Source organism: uncultured Helicobacter sp., assembly GCF_949282165.1.
GTDB lineage: Bacteria > Campylobacterota > Campylobacteria > Campylobacterales > Helicobacteraceae > Helicobacter_F.
Window position 1 is genome coordinate 16,200 of sequence record NZ_CASDOV010000004.1, and the last position, 21,090, is coordinate 37,289.

25 protein-coding genes are annotated in these 21,090 nt (G+C 47.1%); 14 read left to right on the top strand and 11 right to left on the bottom strand.

Features of this window, described 5'->3' with window-relative positions:
• Window positions 1-58: 58 nt before the first annotated feature.
• The 7 genes from ACH2BK_RS03325 to trxB all read left to right on the top strand — a co-directional run bounded on the left by ACH2BK_RS03325 (window position 59) and on the right by trxB (window position 5,995).
• Entirely contained in the window at window positions 59-1,108 is a 1,050-nt protein-coding gene (locus tag ACH2BK_RS03325; protein WP_395002089.1) for a D-alanine--D-alanine ligase, read from the top strand.
• A 4-nt stretch (window positions 1,109-1,112) separates the two neighbouring features.
• A complete protein-coding gene (locus ACH2BK_RS03330) occupies window positions 1,113-1,862 on the top strand; it encodes an alpha/beta fold hydrolase (protein WP_395002090.1) in 750 nt (249 codons plus the stop codon).
• On the top strand, window positions 1,863-2,132 hold the full coding sequence (locus ACH2BK_RS03335; protein ID WP_394994838.1) for an acylphosphatase: 270 nt from the start codon (window positions 1,863-1,865) through the stop codon (window positions 2,130-2,132).
• A gap of 17 nt (window positions 2,133-2,149) precedes the next feature.
• Complete coding sequence (locus ACH2BK_RS03340; RefSeq protein WP_395002091.1) at window positions 2,150-3,622, top strand: Mur ligase family protein; 1,473 nt, start codon at window positions 2,150-2,152, stop codon at window positions 3,620-3,622.
• A gap of 9 nt (window positions 3,623-3,631) precedes the next feature.
• Window positions 3,632-4,123, top strand: a complete 492-nt coding sequence (locus tag ACH2BK_RS03345) for an HIT family protein (RefSeq protein ID WP_394994844.1) — start codon at window positions 3,632-3,634, stop codon at window positions 4,121-4,123.
• Window positions 4,123-4,974 carry an ankyrin repeat domain-containing protein gene (locus tag ACH2BK_RS03350; RefSeq protein ID WP_395002093.1) on the top strand — a complete coding sequence of 284 codons (852 nt, stop codon included), beginning with the start codon at window positions 4,123-4,125 and terminating at the stop codon, window positions 4,972-4,974. Before ACH2BK_RS03345 ends, ACH2BK_RS03350 begins: the two co-directional genes overlap by 1 nt.
• Window positions 4,975-5,059: 85 nt before the next feature.
• Window positions 5,060-5,995: a thioredoxin-disulfide reductase gene (gene trxB, locus ACH2BK_RS03355; RefSeq protein WP_394994849.1), complete on the top strand. Its 936-nt coding sequence runs from the start codon at window positions 5,060-5,062 to the stop codon at window positions 5,993-5,995.
• Between the two features lie 120 nt (window positions 5,996-6,115).
• Here trxB and ACH2BK_RS03360 read toward each other — a convergent pair whose 3' ends face one another.
• The 3 genes from ACH2BK_RS03360 to glmM form a co-directional block, all read right to left on the bottom strand.
• Entirely contained in the window at window positions 6,116-7,018 is a 903-nt protein-coding gene (locus ACH2BK_RS03360; RefSeq protein WP_395002094.1) for an FkbM family methyltransferase, read from the bottom strand.
• A gap of 556 nt (window positions 7,019-7,574) precedes the next feature.
• A complete protein-coding gene (gene lspA / locus ACH2BK_RS03365; protein WP_395002095.1) occupies window positions 7,575-8,066 on the bottom strand; it encodes a signal peptidase II in 492 nt (163 codons plus the stop codon).
• Window positions 8,066-9,445, bottom strand: coding sequence for a phosphoglucosamine mutase (gene glmM / locus ACH2BK_RS03370; RefSeq protein ID WP_394994861.1), 1,380 nt, complete (start codon window positions 9,443-9,445; stop codon window positions 8,066-8,068). The genes lspA and glmM overlap by 1 nt, the downstream gene beginning before the upstream one ends.
• Before the next feature lie 128 nt (window positions 9,446-9,573).
• Here glmM and rpsT point away from each other — a divergent pair, with 128 nt between their 5' ends.
• The 6 genes from rpsT to ACH2BK_RS03400 all read left to right on the top strand — a co-directional run bounded on the left by rpsT (window position 9,574) and on the right by ACH2BK_RS03400 (window position 15,470).
• Window positions 9,574-9,846, top strand: coding sequence for a 30S ribosomal protein S20 (rpsT, locus tag ACH2BK_RS03375; protein WP_394994863.1), 273 nt, complete (start codon window positions 9,574-9,576; stop codon window positions 9,844-9,846).
• An 83-nt stretch (window positions 9,847-9,929) separates the two neighbouring features.
• On the top strand, window positions 9,930-11,000 hold the full coding sequence (gene prfA / locus ACH2BK_RS03380) for a peptide chain release factor 1 (protein WP_395002185.1): 1,071 nt from the start codon (window positions 9,930-9,932) through the stop codon (window positions 10,998-11,000).
• Window positions 11,001-11,052: 52 nt separating this feature from the next.
• The gene (gene dapB / locus ACH2BK_RS03385) at window positions 11,053-11,820 is read left to right on the top strand and encodes a 4-hydroxy-tetrahydrodipicolinate reductase (protein WP_395002096.1); all 768 of its coding nucleotides are present in this window, start codon (window positions 11,053-11,055) and stop codon (window positions 11,818-11,820) included.
• A 64-nt stretch (window positions 11,821-11,884) separates the two neighbouring features.
• Window positions 11,885-12,355: a DUF2147 domain-containing protein gene (locus ACH2BK_RS03390; RefSeq protein ID WP_395002097.1), complete on the top strand. Its 471-nt coding sequence runs from the start codon at window positions 11,885-11,887 to the stop codon at window positions 12,353-12,355.
• Window positions 12,356-12,358: 3 nt separating this feature from the next.
• A complete protein-coding gene (locus tag ACH2BK_RS03395) occupies window positions 12,359-14,044 on the top strand; it encodes a phytoene desaturase family protein (protein ID WP_395002098.1) in 1,686 nt (561 codons plus the stop codon).
• Between the two features lie 277 nt (window positions 14,045-14,321).
• A complete protein-coding gene (locus tag ACH2BK_RS03400; RefSeq protein ID WP_395002099.1) occupies window positions 14,322-15,470 on the top strand; it encodes an aminotransferase class V-fold PLP-dependent enzyme in 1,149 nt (382 codons plus the stop codon).
• 44 nt (window positions 15,471-15,514) lie between these two features.
• Here ACH2BK_RS03400 and ACH2BK_RS03405 read toward each other — a convergent pair whose 3' ends face one another.
• Window positions 15,515-15,673 (bottom strand): hypothetical protein, encoded by a 159-nt coding sequence (locus ACH2BK_RS03405; RefSeq protein ID WP_395002100.1) that lies wholly within the window; start codon window positions 15,671-15,673, stop codon window positions 15,515-15,517.
• Between ACH2BK_RS03405 and ACH2BK_RS03410 the strand changes: the two genes are divergently transcribed.
• Complete coding sequence (locus ACH2BK_RS03410; RefSeq protein WP_394994880.1) at window positions 15,673-15,804, top strand: aspartyl/asparaginyl beta-hydroxylase domain-containing protein; 132 nt, start codon at window positions 15,673-15,675, stop codon at window positions 15,802-15,804. The genes ACH2BK_RS03405 and ACH2BK_RS03410 overlap by 1 nt on opposite strands.
• Window positions 15,805-15,944: 140 nt before the next feature.
• Here the strand turns inward: ACH2BK_RS03410 and ACH2BK_RS03415 are convergent, their stop codons facing one another.
• The 7 genes from ACH2BK_RS03415 to ACH2BK_RS03445 are packed head-to-tail and all read right to left on the bottom strand — an operon-like array spanning window position 15,945 to window position 21,084.
• Window positions 15,945-16,166 (bottom strand): hypothetical protein, encoded by a 222-nt coding sequence (locus tag ACH2BK_RS03415; RefSeq protein ID WP_395002101.1) that lies wholly within the window; start codon window positions 16,164-16,166, stop codon window positions 15,945-15,947.
• Window positions 16,167-16,224: 58 nt separating this feature from the next.
• Complete coding sequence (locus ACH2BK_RS03420) at window positions 16,225-17,232, bottom strand: NAD-dependent epimerase/dehydratase family protein (RefSeq protein WP_395002102.1); 1,008 nt, start codon at window positions 17,230-17,232, stop codon at window positions 16,225-16,227.
• A 3-nt stretch (window positions 17,233-17,235) separates the two neighbouring features.
• Window positions 17,236-17,598, bottom strand: a complete 363-nt coding sequence (locus ACH2BK_RS03425) for a transporter (RefSeq protein ID WP_395002103.1) — start codon at window positions 17,596-17,598, stop codon at window positions 17,236-17,238.
• Window positions 17,598-18,224, bottom strand: a complete 627-nt coding sequence (locus ACH2BK_RS03430) for a GtrA family protein (protein WP_395002104.1) — start codon at window positions 18,222-18,224, stop codon at window positions 17,598-17,600. The genes ACH2BK_RS03425 and ACH2BK_RS03430 overlap by 1 nt, the downstream gene beginning before the upstream one ends.
• Entirely contained in the window at window positions 18,218-19,180 is a 963-nt protein-coding gene (locus tag ACH2BK_RS03435) for a glycosyltransferase family 87 protein (RefSeq protein WP_395002105.1), read from the bottom strand. Before ACH2BK_RS03435 ends, ACH2BK_RS03430 begins: the two co-directional genes overlap by 7 nt.
• A 34-nt stretch (window positions 19,181-19,214) precedes the next feature.
• Window positions 19,215-19,409: a hypothetical protein gene (locus tag ACH2BK_RS03440; RefSeq protein WP_395002106.1), complete on the bottom strand. Its 195-nt coding sequence runs from the start codon at window positions 19,407-19,409 to the stop codon at window positions 19,215-19,217.
• A complete protein-coding gene (locus ACH2BK_RS03445; protein WP_395002107.1) occupies window positions 19,396-21,084 on the bottom strand; it encodes an ArnT family glycosyltransferase in 1,689 nt (562 codons plus the stop codon). The genes ACH2BK_RS03440 and ACH2BK_RS03445 overlap by 14 nt, the downstream gene beginning before the upstream one ends.
• Between the last annotated feature and the right edge of the window lie 6 nt (window positions 21,085-21,090).

A 21,090-nucleotide genomic window follows, 5' to 3' on the forward strand; every position in this document is an offset into this window, starting at 1 on the left:
AATCTTTTTAGTTATTTCAAGCTACAATCTAGCCCCTAAATCGTAGCAAAGGAATGTGATGGGTATTAGCATAATCTTTGGTGGGGCGAGTTATGAACACGAGATTAGTATCGTGAGTGCGGTGGCGATTAAAAAAACACTTGGGGCGCACATAGAGCATTATATTTTTTTAGACGGCGAGCATCGATTTTGGCTCATTTCTCATACCGAGATGAAGTCCTCATTTTTTGCCAAAGGCTTGTATAAAACAAAAGCCAAAGAGCTTTTTGTAGGCAATGGCGGATTTTACCACCCACAAGGCGTATTTAACAAACCAAAGATTCTCAAAACGGGCATTCTCTATAGCCTCATACACGGGGCTGATGGCGAGGATGGCGTCTTAAGCGCGCTGTGTGAGTTTTTTGCTATCCCCTATATCGCGCCGCGCGTGCAGGCTTGTGTGCTAAGCTTTGACAAAGCCCTCACCAAGCTCTTTGCAGCCCAAAGGGGCGTGCTCACACTCCAATCCCAAATCCTCACACAAAACCAAACACCACACCTCACTATCCCCTACCCCGTGATTATCAAGCCCACAAGGCTTGGCAGCTCACTTGGCGTGAGCGTGGCGACAAATGAGAGTGAGCTGCGCTATGGGCTTGATAGCGCGTTTGAATACGATACGCGCGTGCTTATTGAGCCATTTATCCAAGATGTCAAAGAATACAATCTCGCAGGCTGCAAAGTCGGTAATGAGTGGATATTTTCCCTCATTGAAGAGCCACGCAAAAAGCAGTTTTTGAACTTTGAGGATAAGTATTTGGATTTTGCGCGCACCGAGCAGGTTTTGCGGGCGGATATCTCTAGCGAGCTTGAGCGAGAGATTGAGGAAAATTTCAAAAAAATCTATGCCGATGCGTTTGAGGGCGCGCTCATACGATGTGATTTTTTTGTGATTGATAATCGCGTGTATCTCAACGAGATTAATCCCATTCCCGGCTCTGGCGCGCATTATTTGTTTGAAAATTTCCCAAGCACTCTCCAAGCCCTAAGTGAGAATCTCCCCTCAAGTAAGCGCATAAAGCCAAGCTACAAATACATAGAGCAGATTCAAAGAGCCAAGGGCAAATAGCGCGATGGCATTAGCACGCATTCACTACCAAGGCAGCGCATTCCCCATCAGCTATGATCTCCACAACCTAAGCATTCCAAGCCCCCGCGGGGTGCTTGTGTTTTTGCACGGATGGGGGAGCAACAAGGAGCTGATGAAAATCGCTTTTGGGCAGAGCTTTGGGGAATATGTGCATCTTTATATCGATTTGCCCGGCTTTGGAGCAAGTGCCAATGAGCAGATTCTGCACACCCACGATTATGCACAGATTCTAGAATCTTTGCTTAGCTACATACGCACGCATTTTAGCGAGCTAGATTCACAGGAGTTTATTATGGTGGGGCATTCCTTTGGGGGCAAGGTAGCCACTCTGCTTGCAAAAGAGCAGCTAATCCTCCTAAGCAGCGCAGGAATCCTCACGCCCAAACCCCTCAAGGTGCGCGCCAAAATCCTCCTAGCAAAGCTTTGCAAAAAACTCGGGATTGGGGCAAAATTTTTGCGCGCTCAAGACGCGCACAATCTCAACGAAGCGATGTATCAGACATTTAAAAATGTGGTTGATGAGGACTTTAGCCAATCTTTTAAGCAATGCCGGGCGCAAGCCTTTGTCTTTTGGGGCAAGGACGATAGTGCCACGCCCCTTAGCAGCGGGGAGATGATCGCCTCGCTGCTGCCTAGAAGCCAATTTTTCCCCCTTGAAGGGGATCATTATTTTTTTCTCAAACAAGCTAAGCTTATAGAATCTCTCTATCACAAAAGCACACAAGGAGGCTAAATGCAAACGCATTATATTTTGGTTTTTGGGAAGGTGCAGGGCGTGGGGTATCGGAAATTTGCCAAATACCACGCCGACAAACTCGGAATCCTCGGAAGCACGCGCAATCTCGAAGATGGTAGTGTGGAAATCTACGCACAAGGGGAACAAAAAGTGCTCGAAGTGTTTATGCAATACCTCCATAGCGGTCCAGAACGCTCCGATGTGGTGCATATACAATCCCAAAAAATCGCGCCGCGCGAGTTTAGTGGGTTTGTGATTTTGAAATAATACAGAAGTGAGAGAGAATGAATATAGAGGATTTTATCGGCATTGTCGCGAGATTTTTGCTAAGCTTTGAACTCGCGTATTACCTCATCACGCTTTTGCAGTGGTATAACTATAGCTTTTATCGCGTCGTTTTTATGCACCACAAATTTATGTGGCATATATGGTTTTTTCTCCTGCCCTTGGTGCTTTCTATCGCCTTGCAGATTCTAGAACTCAAAGAATATGTGATGGTGGTAGCAGTGCTGCTACTCATAGCACTTGTGCTCTGGAGACTAAAGCAGGATAAGCCGCTCAAGGTTACCAAACGCGTGCAGCGGTTTTTTGTGCTATGCTTTATTTTCGTGCTGCTTGATGAGGGCTTGGGGATTTTGTTTGAGACTTCTAATCCCTTTGTGCATATTCTGCCCCTGCTCTTTGCAGTAGTTATCTCCAATCTCTATGAGCGCGTGCTGCTCAAGCAATACAAGCAAATCGCCAAAGACAAGCTCGAGATAATGAGTCGCCTAAAAATCATCGCCATCACCGCGAGCTTTGGCAAAACAAGTATCAAAAACTTTCTCTTTCAGATTCTAAGCGCGCATTTTAGCGTCTATGCCACGCCGCGCAGTGTCAATACGCTCACGGGTATCGTAGCTGATATCAATGAAAATCTCGACTACACCGCTGATATTTACATCGCAGAAGCCGGAGCGCGACTAAAGGGCGATATCGATGAAATCGTGCAGTTTTTGCACCCACAATACGCCGTGATTGGCGAGGTGGGTGCGCAGCACCTAGAATACTTCAAAACCCTAGAAAACATCACCAACACCAAGTTTGAGATTCTCAACTCATCGCGCCTAAAGAAGGCTTTTGTGTTTGAGCAAAACACCCTCCCAAAAGACTTAGATTCTAAAAAGGCAAAGCTGCTTAGCTTTTATCCCACGGGTTGTAGGAATATCAACGCCACGCTGGAGGGCACGAGCTTTGAGCTAGAGTATAAGGGGCAGTGGTATGCCTTTAGCACACAGATTCTAGGAGCCTTTAATGTCGCCAACATCGCTGCTGCGGTGAGTATGGCACTAGAGCTTGGTATGCGTATGAGTGATATCCAACACAGCGTGAGCAAATTCGAGCCCGTGCCACACCGCTTGCAGAAGATTCTCACAAACCAAAAGCTAATCCTTGATGATAGCTTCAATGGCAACTTTAAAGGTATGTTTGAGGCAGCGCGCCTCGCCTCTCTGTATGAGGGGCGCAAGGTAGTGGTAACCCCGGGCATAATCGAGAGCAACATAGAATCTAACGCAGAGCTTGCCAAATATTTTGATGAAGTCTTTGATATCGTGATTATTACCGGCACGCTCAATGCCAAAGTCTTCTCTCAAAACATCTCGCGCGCGCAAAAAATCATTCTCCACAGCAAAGAATCCCTAGAGAGTATGCTCAAATCCTGCACGCTGCCCGGGGATTTGATCCTCTTTAGCAATGACGCCCCCAACTTCATCTAAAGGAGAGTGATGCACACCATCTACGCCCCGTGGCGCAAAGAATACTTCGGCTCACAGGAGAGCTCTTGTGTGTTTTGTGCTATCAGCTCCGCGCCAGATTCTGATACACAAAACCGCGTATTCTACCGCGATGACTTCTGCTTTGGCGTGATGAATCGCTTCCCCTACACTCCCGGGCATTTTATGCTCATCCCCCACGCGCATTGCGACTCCCCAGAGCTCTTAGATTCTAAGACTTGGGCGCATATACAGAATCTAAGCCAAAAAGCCTTTGGGATTTTATACGAATATGGTGCGAGCGGGATAAATATGGGTATGAATGTCAAAAAAGCTGGGGGCGCGGGGATACCAGAGCATATCCATATCCATTTTGTCCCGCGATATGTGGGCGATACCAACTTTATGACTTCTGTGGCGAACGCACGCACCTATGGCGTGGATTTTGATGAAGTTTTTGAGACAATCTCAAGGCTTGCAAACAAACACCTAAAGGAGAGATGATGGCTAGGCTATGGCGGATTCTGTGTCTGTGTATGGGGCTTGTGAACGTGGGTATGGGCGCAAACGATCGCTACAATGCTATGCTTTTTAGCAACAACTACACCGAGGTGCGCAAGGGAATCTCACTAGGGGCTGATGTGGAGGCGAGGCTGCGCGGGAGCACGCCTCTGTATGACGCCGCGCGCAAAGGCAACCTCGAGATCGTAGGGCTACTCATAGAGCGCGGCGCAGATGTCAATGCCGTATGCCACGGCGAGACGGCACTGCTCAAAGTCGTGGCACTAGGCAATGTAAAGATGGCGAGTGAACTCATACGCAAGGGGGCTAAAGTCAATGTGGCTGATGAGCACCTAGGCAACACGCCCCTGCACTATGCAGTTCTCAAAAAAAACACTGCGATGATAAACCTCCTGCTATCTAATGGTGCGGATATGTATGCTGAGAATAAGCGCGGGGATACGCCAGCGCGCGTAGTGCTTGCCAATAGGACGATGCCCGCGGTGAGTATTGAAAATGGCGATATCACGCTGCGTGCCAATGCCTTTAACCTAGGCAAGGGAAGTGTGAGCCTAAATATCACTAACAAAACAGAGGAGTTTATCACAGTCACTTATGTCGCGCTTTATGTCGATGGGGATTTGGTGAGTGAGGTGGGTATGAATAAAAAGCTCGCGCCAAAGGTGGGGGCTTCCGTGGGGGCATTGAGCGTGCCACAAAAGACTTATGAGGGAGCAAAAATCCGCAAATCCGGCGCAGCAAGCGTGAAGTATGGCTTCGCAGTCGAATACGACATAGGGGGCAGATCGCGTAGCTTGTATAAAAACACAAAGACAGAGTTTCAGCTTTGGTAATTTTGGGTAATAAATAATAAAAATTATCGTTTGTTTAATGCGCTATCTTATAATCCCTCGCATATTTTAATACAAAGGAGCAAAAATGATTGATTTAGCAATTATTGGTGGTGGTCCTGCTGGACTTAGCGCGGGATTATACGCAACAAGGGGCGGTGTGAAAGATGTCGTGCTGTTTGAAAAGGGTATGCCGGGCGGACAAATCACAGGAAGCAGCGAGATAGAAAACTATCCGGGTGTGAAGGAAATCAAAAGCGGACTAGACTTTATGGAGCCTTGGCAGGAGCAGTGCTTTAGGTTTGGGCTCAAGCACGAGATGACAGAGGTTAGTATGATAAGCAAAAAGGGCGATGTGTTTGTCATCACGCACGCCGATGGCAAGATTACAGAATCTAGAGCCGTGATTTTCGCAGCGGGTGGGCGTCCAAAACGCTCTGGCGTGAAGGGTGAGGACGCATTTTGGGGCAGAGGCGTGAGCACTTGCGCCACTTGCGATGGATTTTTTTATAAAGGCAAAGATGTGGCAGTACTCGGCGGGGGCGATACCGCACTAGAAGAGGCGATCTATCTCTCTAGAATCTGCAACAAAATCTACCTCATCCACAGACGCGATGGCTTCCGCGCTGCACCTGTGACAATCGAGCATGTGAAAAGTAATCCTAAGATTGAGATCATCACGCCCGCAGTGATTGAGGAAATCAAGGGCGATAATAGCGGCGTAACGGGTGTGAGTATCAAGGATACTAAAAGCGGGGAAGTGCGCGATTTGGCAGTGTTTGGGGTTTTTGTGTTTGTGGGCTATGATGTCAATACACAGATTTTGAGGCAGCCCGATGGCACTATGCTCTGTGAGTGCGATGAGTGGAATAGTATCAAAGTCGATCTCTCGATGAAAACCAACATACCCGGGCTCTTTGCCGCGGGTGATGTGCGCGTGCAAGCCCCTAAGCAAGTCGTGTGTGCCGCGGGCGATGGTGCTACTGCAGCACTGCAGGCTATCGCATACCTAGAGCACCACTAATCCCCACAGACAAGGGCAGGCAGCAAAGCCTGCGCCCTTTTATCTCCCCTCATATTTTAGATTCTCTACGCCTTGTGTGCCCAAATCTTCTCGCATTAGCCTAGAGATTGGGCAACTTTGCTAGCCTTGTAGATTTTCCTGCAGGCAGGCATTTTCTAGATATTTTACATTGCGATGTCCTCTAGCAAATATCGTGATAGGGTGGGCATTATAGAGATTAGCCGCCGAGCAATCCTTAGGGAATCTATCCCCGCACAAATCCTCCCGCACAAAAAACGCATTCACCCCATTGATACCCGTAGCCACGAGCCTATATCCCTTATCTTTGCCAAGCTTTGTGAGGGATTCTAACGACGCGCCGTGCTTATCCGTGCCATTCCACATATGCGAGGGATTGTATAGCATAACCCACTCCATCGGCGGTGGGAACTTCGCATTCATCTCTACGACAATCACGCGCGGACTGATGGCTTTAACTGCCTTAAAGATATGGTAATCATTCCCATCTATATCAATAGAGAGCAAATCAATATCCCCAATCCTAACCGCCCCCGTGCGAGCAAACAAATCATTGATATTTTCTGCGGTGATAAATTCATTTAAGAGCGTGAGCCGCCCTTGCGCTAGCGGGGTTTGGAAATTCTTCCTAATCTCTTTGCAATACTCCGCACTCCCCTCGATAAACACGCCGCTCCAGCCCTGCAGCAGCAAAAAATGCGAGTTGCACTCTAGCCCATCCTGCACGCCAAATTCTATAAAAAAGCGATTTTTCGCCCCAATGCGCCTAAAAATCTCAGCCAAGATTCCATCCTCATCGTTTTGGCTATACACCTTGTAGCCAAATCGCTCAAGTCTCTTTGTATCCTGATATTTTGGAGTATTTAGGATACTCTGCAGCCACAATTCTTGCTTGCAGCGCAAAATATTATGCTGCATCGCTAGATGATGGTGCAAGAAATTAAGTCCCCTCCTAGGGAGATTTAGCTTGCGCAACTTTCTCTTTAGCCCCATACCAAAGCCCATATGCTCTCCTTGTGTTGGTGTGCCGCGCAATTTACAAAAAAAACAATTACCAAATACGCTTTTAGGTTCTAAGCATTTAAAAAGCTTGGTAGTGGGATAGAATTTGGAGATTGGAGCTTATTTTGTTGTATCGTGCTAATGACGCAGGCTTGATAGAATCTAGCTTTTGGGTTTTTGTAAGCGCTAAGAGTTAGATTCTATGAGGCTTTGCGTGTGGGGTTAGATTTAGGAGTTCAGCCCACACAGAATCCAAAGCTATTTTAGAATCTACCCCAACAGATTCAGAATCTAAACAGCTTATAGAATCCACAACGCCAAAAAATCCTAGCGAGGCTTTGCCAAATATAAATAATGTGCGCGATAGCGCAATACCGAGCAGAAACTAAAGATTTAGAATCTTTAGTTTCTGCCATTTTTGCAATTGCGCTCGGCTTGCGCTTGCGCACGCACTATTATTTGAATTTAGCAAAGCCTCGCTAGGATTTTTTGGCGTTGTGGATTCTATAAGCTTACCAACGCAAACAAAACTAGTCGTTGCGGTGGTGCTTGTGGAGTTTTACCTCCGCGATCTCCACATCTGCCACACCAGCAGCACCACACCCACATCAATCATCACATCAGCAAAGTTAAAAATCGCAAACTCAAAGCCATAGTGCCAAAACACATAATCCACCACGCCCCCGTGTATGAATCTATCTAGCACATTGCTCGCACCCGCGCCAAAGATGAGCCCAAACGCCGCATAATGCCTCTGCAAAAGCCCCCCATAGAGCACAAACCCAAAGAGCAAAAGCAGCATAGCCACCTGAATGTATTTGAGATACGCGCCCAAAAACGCAAACATCGAAAACGCCACGCCATCGTTATACACCAGCGCCCTGCCACCAAGCGTAAGCACGCTACAATCCCAGCTAAGCCCTTGCAAAAAGAGGATCTTTAACCACTGATCAAGCCCAAAGACTACGCACGCTACAAGGAGCATCACAAGGAGCTTTGCGCGGGGCGTGCGAGGCGCGCAAAACACTCGAGATATGGGATCTGTGTGCATTAGCCTAGCTTTTGGGTAAGGAAGTTTGCGAGCTCTTGAATCTGCGTTTTTACACTCTTAGCACTCTTGCCCTCTACTAAGATTCTAAGCTTGTTTTCTGTGCCAGAGTAGCGCACGAGATGGCGATTGCCAGATTTGCTGATAGAATCTAGCATAGCCTTAAGCCCCGCAATCTCCTCTAGCGGGAGCTTTTGGGAGACATTGAGATTTATCATCTCGCTTGGATAGAGTTTGAAGGGATTGAGCGCGAGGGAGGATTTTTTGCCACTTTGCTTGAGATAGGCGAGCACCTGCAGCGCAGAGACTAGCCCATCGCCCGTCTTGGCATAATCCCCAAAGATAATGTGCCCGCTATTCTCCCCGCCGAAGTTTAGCCCATATTTTTGCATAGATTCTATGACATATTTATCGCCCACATTGCAACGCTCTAAGCCTATGTTGTGGCTTTTTAGAAATTCCTCTAGCGCGAGGTTGCTCATCAGCGTCGCCACGATTTTATCGCCCCTTAGGGTGCTACTTTGCTTTTGGTAGAGAGCGAGCGCACCGATGAGCTTGTCGCCATCCACGACTTCACCCTCATCATCTACCACCACGAGCCTATCGGCATCGCCATCGAGTGCGAATCCTATATCAGCACGATATTTTTTGACTTCTTGGGCGAGGATTTGGGGGTGCATCGCGCCACATTGATCGTTTATGTTATATCCATTTGGCTTGTCGTTTATCATAATGGCATCGGCACCCAGCTCCCTAAAAATCGTCGGTGCGACTTTGTAAGCCGAGCCATTGGCACAATCACACACGATTCTCATACCTTGCAGCGTCAGGTGCTTGGGAAAAGAATTTTTGATATGCACGATATAGCGTCCCACGACATCATCGATACGCTTTGAGCTCCCTATCTCATAGCCAGTTTTTAGCGAGGTGCTAAGCAGCTCTTTGTCGTAGTAGTTGTCCTCTATGCACTTTTCAGAATCCTCATCGAGCTTGTAACCTAGATGGTTAAAAAACTTTATCCCATTGTCATCAAAGGGATTGTGGCTCGCACTGATCATAATCCCCGCATCGCAGCGCATATCCTCTGTCAAAAACGCAATAGCCGGAGTGGGCATCGGACCGATTTGGATCACATCATAGCCCACCGAAGTGAGGCTTGAGACGAGCGCGTTTTCTACCATATAGCCACTGCGGCGCGTGTCCTTGCCCACCAAAATCCGCTTACTATGGACTGCCTTAGCTCTCTGCTGGAAATAAATCCCCGCACTCGCACCCAGCCTAATCACAGAATACGGTGTGAGGAAACGCCCCGCCTTGCCACGCATACCATCGGTGCCAAAAATCTTTTGTCTCTTATCCTTAGCTTTTTTCTCTTGGCTCATTACTCGCTCCTTGCATTGGTTCATTGGGATTTATAGAATCTCAGTGGATTCTAAGGCTTAAACTCTCTTTAAAAAAAATTTTGGCAAAATTCTGCCCTAAATTTTTTTATAAAAGGATTAACGAACCCATGGCAAATCACAAATCGGCACAAAAACGCATTAGACAGACTAAAACTAGGACAGAGCGCAACCGCTACTACAAAACCAAGCTCAAAAATATGGTGCGATCCCTCCGCGAAGCAGTAGAATCTAAAGATATAACAAAAGCCCAAGAATGCCTAAAGGTGGCTAATAGAGAGATTCACAAGCTCGTGAGTAAGGGGATTTTGAAAAAAAATACAGCCTCAAGAAAAGTATCACGACTAAATGCAAGTGTCAAAAAAATCGCCCAAAGTGCTTAAAAATTTTTAGTATGCCTGTGCTATGCCCACACCTTAGGCGTAGCACAGGCGTAGATTGATACAAAATCACAGAATTTTAAAGAATAAAAATGCTAGTTGATAAACTCGAGCCCATCATCGCACGCTATGATGAGATCACTGCCCTCCTACAAACCCAAGAGATTCTAAATGACATCACAAAGCTAAAAACCCTTAGCAAAGAACAAAGCGATATGGAATCTCTCGTGCAAAAGGCGCGCGAGTATCTAGCGATTTTGGAGCAAATAGAGCAAAACAAGCAGCTCCTAGAGGACAAAGAGCTAGGCGAGCTCGCCAAAGATGAGTTAAAAGATCTCGAGGTGCGCTCAAAAGAGATACAAGAAGAGATAAAAATCCTCCTTATCCCCAAAGATCCTAATGATGACAAAAATATTTATCTAGAATTGCGCGCCGGGACAGGTGGCGATGAGGCGGGGATCTTTGTGGGCGATTTGTTTAAGGCGTATTGTCGCTATGCGGATTTGCAAAAATGGAAGGTAGAAATCATCAGCTCAAGCGAGAATAATGTCGGGGGGTATAAGGAAGTCATTGCGCTTATTAAGGGTAAGGGCGCGTATTCTAAGCTCAAGTTTGAGGGCGGCACGCACAGGGTGCAGAGAGTCCCCGAGACAGAATCCCAAGGGCGCATACACACTTCTGCCATCACGGTGGCGATTATGCCCGAAGTCGATGATGTGCAAGTCCATATCAATCCAAGTGATTTAAAAATCGAAGTCTTCCGCGCGGGCGGGCACGGCGGGCAGAGTGTCAATACCACAGATTCAGCCGTGCGTATCACGCACATACCCACGGGCATTAGCGTATCGATGCAAGATGAAAAATCCCAGCACAAAAACAAAGACAAGGCGATGAAAATCCTCCAAGCTAGAATCTACGAAGCCCGGCTCCAAGAGCAGCTAGACCAAAACGCCGCCGCGCGCAAAAACCAAGTGGGCAGTGGCGATAGGAGCGAGCGCATACGCACCTACAACTACCCCCAAAACCGCCTAAGCGATCATCGTATCAATCTCACGCTGTATTCCCTAGAGGAGATTATGCTCTCGGGTAATCTCGATTTGGTGATAAACCCCCTCATTGCCGCGGCACAAAGCGAGGCTATCAGTAACCAATCATAGATTCTGCGTTTTGTCGCTAGATGAGTGAGGGAATTATTTAAAGGAGGTGTTTATGACACAGGTTGGGATTTTTGGAGCGAGTGGGCGTATGGGGACGCTGCTTGTGCAGGAGACACAAAGCGATAACGATATGGAGCTTAGCAGCGTGTATGCGCGCGATGGTATGCAGGAGCTGCGCGCTCGCGATCTGCCCGTGGCAGGCAGTGTTGAGGAGTTTTTGCGATCGTGTGCGTGCGTGATTGACTTCTCTTCAAAAGAAGGCAGTCTAGAGCTTGTGCGCACTGCACAGAATCTAGGGCTGTATAAGCCTATGGTTATCGGCACGACGGGGCTTACACAAGAGGATTTTACGCAGATTCAGACACTCGCTCAGCACTGCCCGATTTTGTATGCGAGCAATATGAGTATGGGCGTAGCAATCCTCGCTAAAATCTCTGCGCTTGTTGCCAAAACGCTCAAAGATAGCGATATCGAGATTGTCGAATACCACCATAGGCACAAAAAAGACGCACCCAGCGGCACCGCACTCACGCTCGCACAAGTCTGCGCAGAGGCTAGAGGACTAGACCTCCAAAAGGTGCGCATAAGCGGGCGTGATGGCATCATAGGGGCGCGCAGCAGAGAGGAAATAGGCGTGATGAGCGTGCGCGGGGGCGATGTGGTGGGCAAGCACAATGTGGGCTTCTACCTCGATGGCGAGTATATAGAACTCTCACACAACGCCACGAACCGCCTGACATTTGTCAAAGGTGCGATAAACGCGCTCAAATGGCTCATCTCCAAGCCAAATGGGCTCTATGGCATACAAGATTGCTTGTAAGATTAAGGAATTTTAAGGTAGCCTAACGGGTTTCACTTCACATTATAAACAGAAAGGATGTATTATGTTTTTAAAAATGTTAATGGCAGGTTGTTTAGGTATGGTTTCTCTCAATGCCGCAGTAAGCGGGATCTACCTCCTCCCCAAAGACGACAAAGGCAAGGGAAGCGTGGCAGAAATTTTTGAGAAAAATGGCAGGTTTTATGGCGTGGGCTTTGCGGCAAGCGATGGAAGCGTGAATACGGATGTAGATTCTAAGAATCCCAATAAAGCCTTACAAAGTCGCCCTGTGCGTGGCTCGGTGTTTTTAGAGATGAGTTGCAAGAGTGATGATACTTGCGTAGGCAGGATGTATAGCTTTGATAAGGGCAAAATCTATCCCATCAAAAGCAGCTTAAAAAACGACAATCTTTCTATTAAAATCGATGTGCTTTTTGGTCCCACGCTAGAGTGGCAAAAGCTAAGCGAGGAGCAGGCAAAACCCTTTGCGGATAAAAGGCTTGATGTGCAAAGCCTTGATACAAAAATGGAGTAGGCAATGAATAAGCAAAATTATGATATTATCATCATTGGTTCAGGGCTTGGGGGCTTATCATGCGGAGCGACTTTGGCAAAAAATGGTAAAAAAGTGCTTGTGCTAGAGCAACACGAGCTAATCGGAGGCTGTGCGACTTGCTTTAAAAGAAAGGGAATGCTAATAGATGCTGGACTGCACGAGATGGACTTTGGCAGCGAAAAAACCGATATGAAGCACACCGTCTTTAAAAAACTTGGACTTTTTGAGAAAATTACTCTTGTAAATCTACCTAGTGCGTGGAGTGTGAAAGTGCTAGATTCTAGTTTAAATTCTAAGAGCGGCGGTGCGGATTTTGATGAGGTAAATTCTAAAACACAAGACTTTTTAATCCCGCATAAAAGCACAAAAGAGGCTTTGATAAGCTATTTTCCGCACGAAAAAAAGGGCTTAGAAAAATACTTTAAAAAGCTACATTTTCAAGCGAGGCTAAACTATAAATTCCCCTTTGATATGGGCTTTTTGGAATTTTTCTTTGCACCCTTGCATACGCTTTTTTTCCTTACTCTAAGTGCCATTAGACAAAGAAAAGTGGGTGATATGCTAGATAAGCTCATCAAGGATTCTAAGCTTAAGAAGATTTTAAATATCAATATGCCGTATTACCACTACGATGCGTGGAAGTTTAATTGGAATTTTCACGCTATCGCACAGGCAAACTACTATCATCAGGGCGTGTATATCAAAGGCGGCTCACAAAGTCTCTCAAATGCTTTAACTGAAATCATCAAAGAAAATGGCGGCGAGGTAAGGGCAAGAAGTGATGTGAAAAAAATCTTGCTTGCTGATAAAAAGGCTGTGGGTGTGGCTTTTGTAGATAACACGAACTCTGATTCTAAGGCTAAGGGAGTGCAAGAGCTTTTTGCTGAAAAGATAGTGGCAAACTGCGATCCTAGGATAGTTTATGAGGAGCTTTTAGATACTGATGTTAGCAAGGATTACAAAACTACGCAAAATTTTACTGCCAAAACCTCCTTACTTTCTGTGTATATGGTGTTTGATACGAATTTAAGCAAGAAATTTAAGGATATGGACTACTCAACCTTTTGCATTGATAAGGAGTATTTTGACAAGCCTTTTGATAGAGATAGTGAGGATATGTTGGCTGTGGATTTAGAAAAAAGGGGCTTTGTATTTGTGAATTACTCTAAAATTGATAGTGGCTTAAGTGCTAGAGAGGATAGATACTTTGGCGTCATCACTGCCTTAAGTAGTAGTGAGGAGTGGGAGAATCTAAGCAAAGAGGAGTATAAGGCGAAAAAAGAGCGTGCGAAAAAGGCTTTTGAAGCTAGGCTTGAGGCATTTTTCCCGGGCATTATGAAGCATTGCATACATTCTGAATTTGCCACGCCAAAGACGATAGAACGCTACACTAGGGCTAAAAAGGGCGTGCCTTATGGTTGGGATCAGGATTTAGAGGGCTTTTTTGCTAGAAGTCGCTTTAAGTCAAAAAGTGTGAAAAATCTTTATTTTGCCTCTGCCTTTGGCTTTCCCGGCGGTGGCTTTACCGGGGCTTTACTTTCAGGCTATAGAACGGCTAGAAAAATGCTAGATCCATACTTTTACCCGAGACAACTTAGCCTTTGTGTGCTTTTTGGCGTGGTGGTAAGCACGCTTGTGATAGAGGGGATAAAGTTTTTGTTAGGGTAGCTTTGTCCCATAAAGCCTAAAACACTATGCCTAAAAATTGGCGTTCATTGGGATTTGCCCCTCAAATGAGAGGCTTACACGAGAAAAGAGACAAAATGCAACCAAACAAGACTGAATCTACACAATCTCAAGAGGCAAAAAGACACGAAGTGCTTTGTGGGCGAGTGGGAGGCATTGCGCAGGAGTGGGGATCGCACGCAATGCGCACCATTATGGCTATGAGGGGCAAAGGGTGCGTGAGGGCAGCTCACTCATCTCTCTGTAAAGGCAAGTGCGCGTGAGAATCTATCTCGATAATGCCGCCACAAGCTTCCCCAAAGCCCCGGGCGTGAAAGAGGCGGTGTGTGCGTTTATGGAAAGCGTGGGGGCAAGCCCTGGGCGCAGTGCGCACGCCCTCTCTATAGAATCTGGGCGGATTTTGTATCAAGCACGGCGGGGTTTGGCGGATTTGCTGGGCTTAGAGGATTGCAAAAGGGTGTTTTTCACGCACAACGCGACAATGGCGATAAACACGCTTTTGCAAGGCTTTTTGCGCGCAAATGATGTCGTGGTTACCACGCAAATGGAGCACAACGCGCTGATGCGCCCACTTAATGCGCTCAAAACACGCCTAAACCTTGAGATTAGACAGATTCCCTGCGCGCAAGATGGCACGCTTGATTTGGAATCTGCTAGGGAATTGCTAAAGGGCGCGAAGCTCCTAGCCTGCGCGCATATTAATAATGTCAGCGGGGCGATGATCCCCCTAGAGGAGCTTAGCGCACTAGCACGCAATGAGGGCGTGGCGTTTTTGCTCGATGGCGCGCAAAGCGTGGGGTGCGTGGATATGCGCAATGTGATGGAACAAGTGGATTTTCTAGCTCTTAGCGCGCACAAGGGGCTTTTGTCGCCTATGGGCGTGGGGGCGTTGCTAGTGGGCGATAGTGTGGCGTTTAAAGAGCTAGAGCCACTCATCTATGGAGGCACGGGCAGCGCGAGCGAGGAGGAGATTCAGCCCTTGTTTTTGCCCGATAGGTTTGAGAGTGGCACGCCAAATATGCACGGAATTGCCGGGCTTTGCGCGGGATTAGAGTGGATAGAATCTAAGGGCGTGCGCGAGATTCACGCCCACGAGCTAGATTTACGCGCGCACCTCACGGAGGGCTTACAGGACATTAAGGGCGTGAGATTCTATAAAGTAGCAAATCCCGCAAACGCCACGCTTTCACTAAGTTTTGAAAACAAAAGTATCTCAGAAGTGGCGATGAGGCTTGATAGGGAGTTTGGGATCTGCGTGCGCGCAGGATTGCATTGCAATCCCGCCACGCATAGAATCTTAGGCAGTTTCGCACAGGGTGGGAGCGTGCGCCTAAGTGCTGGGGTGTTTAACACACACGAGGAGATACAATCCTGCCTAGCAGCCCTTAGCGCGATTGCTAAGAGCTAGGGGACGCTAGAGATAAAATCTAGCCAAAAGCTAGCACTACCCCATCAAGCCCCGCTTTTAGTGGCGATGAGCAAAAAGTGCGGATACCAAAGCTTGGGCAGGTAGAAATACTGCACCCCAAAGCCTAGTGCCTCTAACTCCGCGCTTAAAACTTTGGGATAGATACTGCGCACGCGCTCGCCGTTTATAAGCAAATCGTGCATTGCATTGGCGAAATTCCCAAAGCGGTGCATGGCGTCGATATCCTTTATCACGATATAGCGCGCGTGCGGGGCGATCGTGTGCAAAATGCCCTGCCACGACTGAGAATCTAAGTGATGGAGCACATCGCTAGCAAAGAAGAGAAGGTTAGCGTGGGAATATGAATCTAGGGATTGTGCGCCTTGGGCGGATTGCGTCGCGTCGCCAAATCGCAGGGAGGATAAATCCGCAAGGCAAGTGATATTTGGGTATGTGGGAGTTGGCTTGTAAGTCTTATAAAGAGAATCCATTGCAATTACCCCCCCCCCGGACTTGGCTTAGCCTCTTAGCAAAAAACTCGCTCCAAAACAATGTGCCAGCCCCAAAATCTAGCACACACTCCAAATCCTCCCATCGCACATAGCTATCTAAAAGATTCTTAATCTCCTGTGTGGGGAGGACATAGCCCCTTCCTATCTTGCGTAATGTATCTAGTGAATGCGTGCCAAAACCCATAAAAACTCCTTGTGTGAAAATAGAATGCCATTATAGCACCTCCCAATTGACGCAGGGCTTAGGGCTTAAGGTTGCGCACATACTCCTCATACGCCTCAAGCAGCATATCACTATCGCTCTCCCTTGGCTGCCACTCCAAAAGCTCCATAGTGCGCGCTATATCCACGATGTATTGCTCATCAGCTATCATATACTGCTCCCTATACATTAGCGGTGCGCCAAGAGATTCTAAAAGAGCTAGGAGCGCCTTAACCCCGCGCGCATAGGTGGGCACGAGGATAGAGCGAGATCCTGCGTGCGTAATAAGCGTGCCCAAAAGCTCTCTAATGCTTGGGGGATTGTGCGAACCTAGGTTTAGCTCGGCGTTTGGAATCCTTTTGGCAATCGCGCACACAATAGCCCGCGCACAATCCCGCACGCTTATCATCTGGTAGCAATTCCTGCCACTGCCAATCATCGGCACAGGCAGGGAGTGGCGCACGAGCGCAAAGAGCTTGGTTAAAATCCCATATCGCCCAGCTCCCACGATGATACGCGGGCGGAAAATCGTGGCATTTAGCCCTCGCTCTCGCGCAGCAAAGATGAGGGATTCAGACTCTACCTTGCTACGCCCATACCACCCAAATGGCTTGCGCTGATGGCGGGAATCCACGGGCAAATATTGGGGCTTGCCATACACCATATCGGTGCTAAAGTAGATGAGATTTTTGCACCCACACGCGAGCATTGCCTCTAGGACATTATGCGTCCCGCGCACATTGACTTCCCTAAAATAGTGCTCCAAATCCCTCGTGGGTGGCTTGGGCGCATAGGCTCTAGCGGCGAGATGTATCACGATATCTTCAGACACAAACTCCACAGGGCAACCCTGAGTAATATCACACTGTATAAACTCCACCTCACTTGGCAAATCCTTAGATTTGTGCAAATCTAGGCACACCACTTGGGGCGCGCTAGATTCTGTAATGCTAGATTCTATACCGCCATTAGCAGCGATAGAATCTAAAATCGCTCTAATGGTATAAACGCCCACAAACCCACTGCCACCAATCACGATATAGCGCATAGCCTATCCTTTCGCCATCGTGAGGCACACAAGCCCTAGGCATATAAGCGCGATTCCGAGGATTTTTAGCCCCCCTAGCGGCTCGCCAAAGGCAAAATACGCCACCACCGCAGAAAACACAAACCCTATGCTAAGAAAGGGATAAGCGACGCTGACATTGACTTTGGCTAGCACGATGAGCCACGAGACTATACTCACTGCATACACGCCCATACCGCCGATGATGTAGGGGTTTAGCACACCGCGCAGAACAAACTCTAAACTCAAACTTAGCTCGCCCAAGCTACTCATACCTTTTTTGAGCAAAAGCTGCGCGGTAGCATTGAGCAATACCGAGAACAAAATAAGCGGGATAAAAACTACCATCAAAACTCCTTGTGTGTGAGATAAAGTGGAATGTGAATCTGAAACAAGAAAGAAATGCCAAAAAAGCGAGGAAGATTCTGTAATCGCGTGGCGGGGATAAAGAGTGAGAATCTATAAACGCGCGCAGACAGGGGCGATGCGCTAGTGCTTTTGCTAAGAAGGCGGATAAAAAGAGATGTGTGATAAAAAATGAAGCAAAAAAGTGGATAAAAATGGGCTAGGTATTGTCTTTTAAGGAGTGTATTCCCCCCCCCCCCGAGAGTGGTTTTAGAATCTTCTACCTCTCTAAACACCCAAAATTTTTGCAGAGGGTAGGAAAATAGCGGCACACTAAGTGCGATACACAAACTCACAAGCACATACGAAAATCCCTGCCCCACAAGCGTGATGAGCTGCCCATAGGCAAAGATGAGGCAAAGCAGCGCGAGGTATCTAGGCAGCATCACGCTATGTCTAGCGCGCACGCCAAAGGCGTATCTCATCTGTGCAAAATACCCAAACACAAAACTTGTGAGATTGCCCATAAAAGTGGCGATATGTGCGTTGCAAACAAGCGCGAGCGCGTTTGCGACGAGATAAAAAATCGCTGTCGCCAAGCAACCCACAATAATGTATCGCCCTAGCACGCCGCGCGCCTCTTAGATTCTAAAATCATTACATACATTGCCACCAAAAACGCCGCGATAACAAACACGCAAAAAACCACGCCCATATTCATCGCCCAATGCGTGCTAAGCTCTGGATTGAAGCGATCAAAGAGGGGCTTAAACACGCTCTGCCCACGCCATAAAAAGAGTGCCAACACAACCATATAGCACAACTTCCTAACACCAAGCGACACAGACGCAAGGCAAATGGCAACAAAAAGCATATAATGATCGTATCCCAAATGTGGCAAGCTAAGGAGTGAAAGCACGATAGAGCCTGCTATCACGAGATTATCCCTAGGCTTTAGCCTCCACACTAACACCACAAAACTCACATAGACACACACAATCACTAGTGAAAGCATAGAATATGGCGTGCCAAAAAGCTTTTGGGAGAGACTCATCAAATCACTTGGACCACCAAAAGCACCCTCACGCATATAGTGATAGGCATTGACTTCAGAGAGGAGACGCAAGACTTCAAAAGGCGAAATACCGACCTTAAACCCAAACAAACAGACAAACCCAAATGCCACAAGCGCACTAACAACAACCTCTTTGTAATACCCACAAAGAAAAAATCCAAGCAAGATAGGCAATGCAAAGGAATGTTTGATACACACGAGGCTCAGTCCCAAAACCACAACCCAAGGCTTGTGTCTAAAACGATAGGCTAAACTCACGCCAAAGCCCACGATGATGGCACTTTGGGCATTGCCTATGACATTGCCATAAGTGTAGCCCAGCAGCACCAAAACCGACATAAGCCACAAAAAAATCCTCGGCACGCCCGCGCCATAGAGCAAAACGATAGTCGCGACAAAAAGCGCGATATTGCAAAGCCCAAAGGCGACTTTGGCGCTCTCCCAATCCAAAAACGCAAAGGGCATCATCAAAAAATACATAAATGGCATATAATTTGGGCCATTTGCCATAAATCTATCTCCTTGTAAGAATGCTAGATAAGGGTTAATAGAATTCCCCCCCCCCCGAAGTCCAAAGCTGCACCGCGGGATACCACTGCATATCCAAACTACTCTCAAGCGCGCCCAAAAAGCTATAATACGAAGCCCTAAGCGCGAGCAATGCAAAAACTATCCAAAAAACAACATAATAGCGATTATAAAGGCTTATCAAGCCCCCTATTGTCTTACTTTTGTCCATACTCTGCTCCTTTGTGTGATGTATTAAGATTTTTAAACACGACAAAATCCTCCGTATCAAGGATCTTTTCATACGGCAGCGTGCCAGCTTGCAGCTCTTTGAGTGTGTGCAGGGATTGCTCAAGATCTTGGCTTATGATATGTGGGCGTTTAGATTCACTAAAAAACGCAGAATCTTTGCGTAAGATGATAAAGTCCTTTGGGACAAAAGGGAATGTATGGGGCTTTTTGCTCCACTCCTCATAGACAAAGCCCTCGGGATTTAGTCGTCCATAGGGTCTATAAATGTGCTTTGGCTCTAGCCCAAAGCGCAAATACGCAAGTGGCGTATCAATAAGCAATGTAAATGGCGGCTCCATAGCCTCAAAATACGGGGCTAGAAGTGTGGCGAGTTTGTCGGATTGCTCATAAATGGCTTGCAAGTCGCGTGGGTATTTCTCAAGCACCCGCGCATATGCGTGGTTATAAATCCCACCAAAAATCTCTAAAGCTATAAGCATACTAAATGCCCCCCCCCCGAGAGCTATTTTGGCAAGTGCTCCCTTGGAGCGCGCCCTAGATTCTGTAAATGCGGCATTTAGGGCAAGCACAAAGGGTATAAAGAGCAAAATCCCAAAGCAAATCGAGCTAAAGTAATAAACCTCCCAAGCCTTATTGACTTGCACAAAAAGATAGAGCATTGAGATAGCAAAGCTAAGAGCAATGGGGATAAACACATCATAGCGCTGCCAATCCTGCCTAGCGCGCCCTAAGAGTATCTGCAACGCCCTAAAGGAGAGCATAGCGCACACAAGCACGAGCACGCAAAACACCACAAGTGCAAAATAATAAAAATCCACGACTTCAAAGATCTTTTGGGCAATACCCACATCGATATATGAGCCGTGATTGGTGGCATTGCTATTCATATTACCCCTAAACATACTAAGCCACGCCAAAAAGCCCCTAGGGTGCAAAAGGTAGGGATTGGTAACAATCCACAGCACAAAGATAGCCAGTGTGGCTAGCGCACTCTTTTTGACAACCTGCAGCAATGTGCGCACGCCAGGACTCGTGGCAAAGAGATAAAAGATATAGCCATACACAAGGGGCAAAAACATCACGGCTTGGAATTTCGCCGCGCCTAGTGCTAATCCAAAAAGCACAATGCCATAACGATAGAATCTACCAAAGGCAAAGTTGTCCCTGCACAGATAATACACACAGCAAAGCAGCAAGAGGGCTTGAAAAGTATCGGGCTTAAAGGTATAGCCCACTTTCCAAAAGCCCGGCATAGCCACCGCAAAGACACAGAACAAAAGCGAGAGCTTTGGGCTTAGATACAGCCGAGCGATTTTGTATATCATCGCAAGCAGCGCGATAGCAAAGAACGCGTTTAGCATTCTAGGAGCATAAATCGCTAGCTCATAATTAGGAAAAATCTTAAAAGGTAGCACCACGATGAGGTTTGCCACATACCACAAAAATCCGTAGTTATAAAACTCAAAGGCAAAAAATTTTTTAATATCGTGCTCTAGCAGTGCCTCATACATCTTTTGGAGTTGCAAAAATTGGGGAAACTCATCGCCCATCGTGTATTCCAAAAACTGCACATCGACATACCGCCAATTGATATACGCAAAGACTCCAAAAACACAAAGTCCCAAAAGCCAAAATGCCACATTAACTCGCCTCATACACAC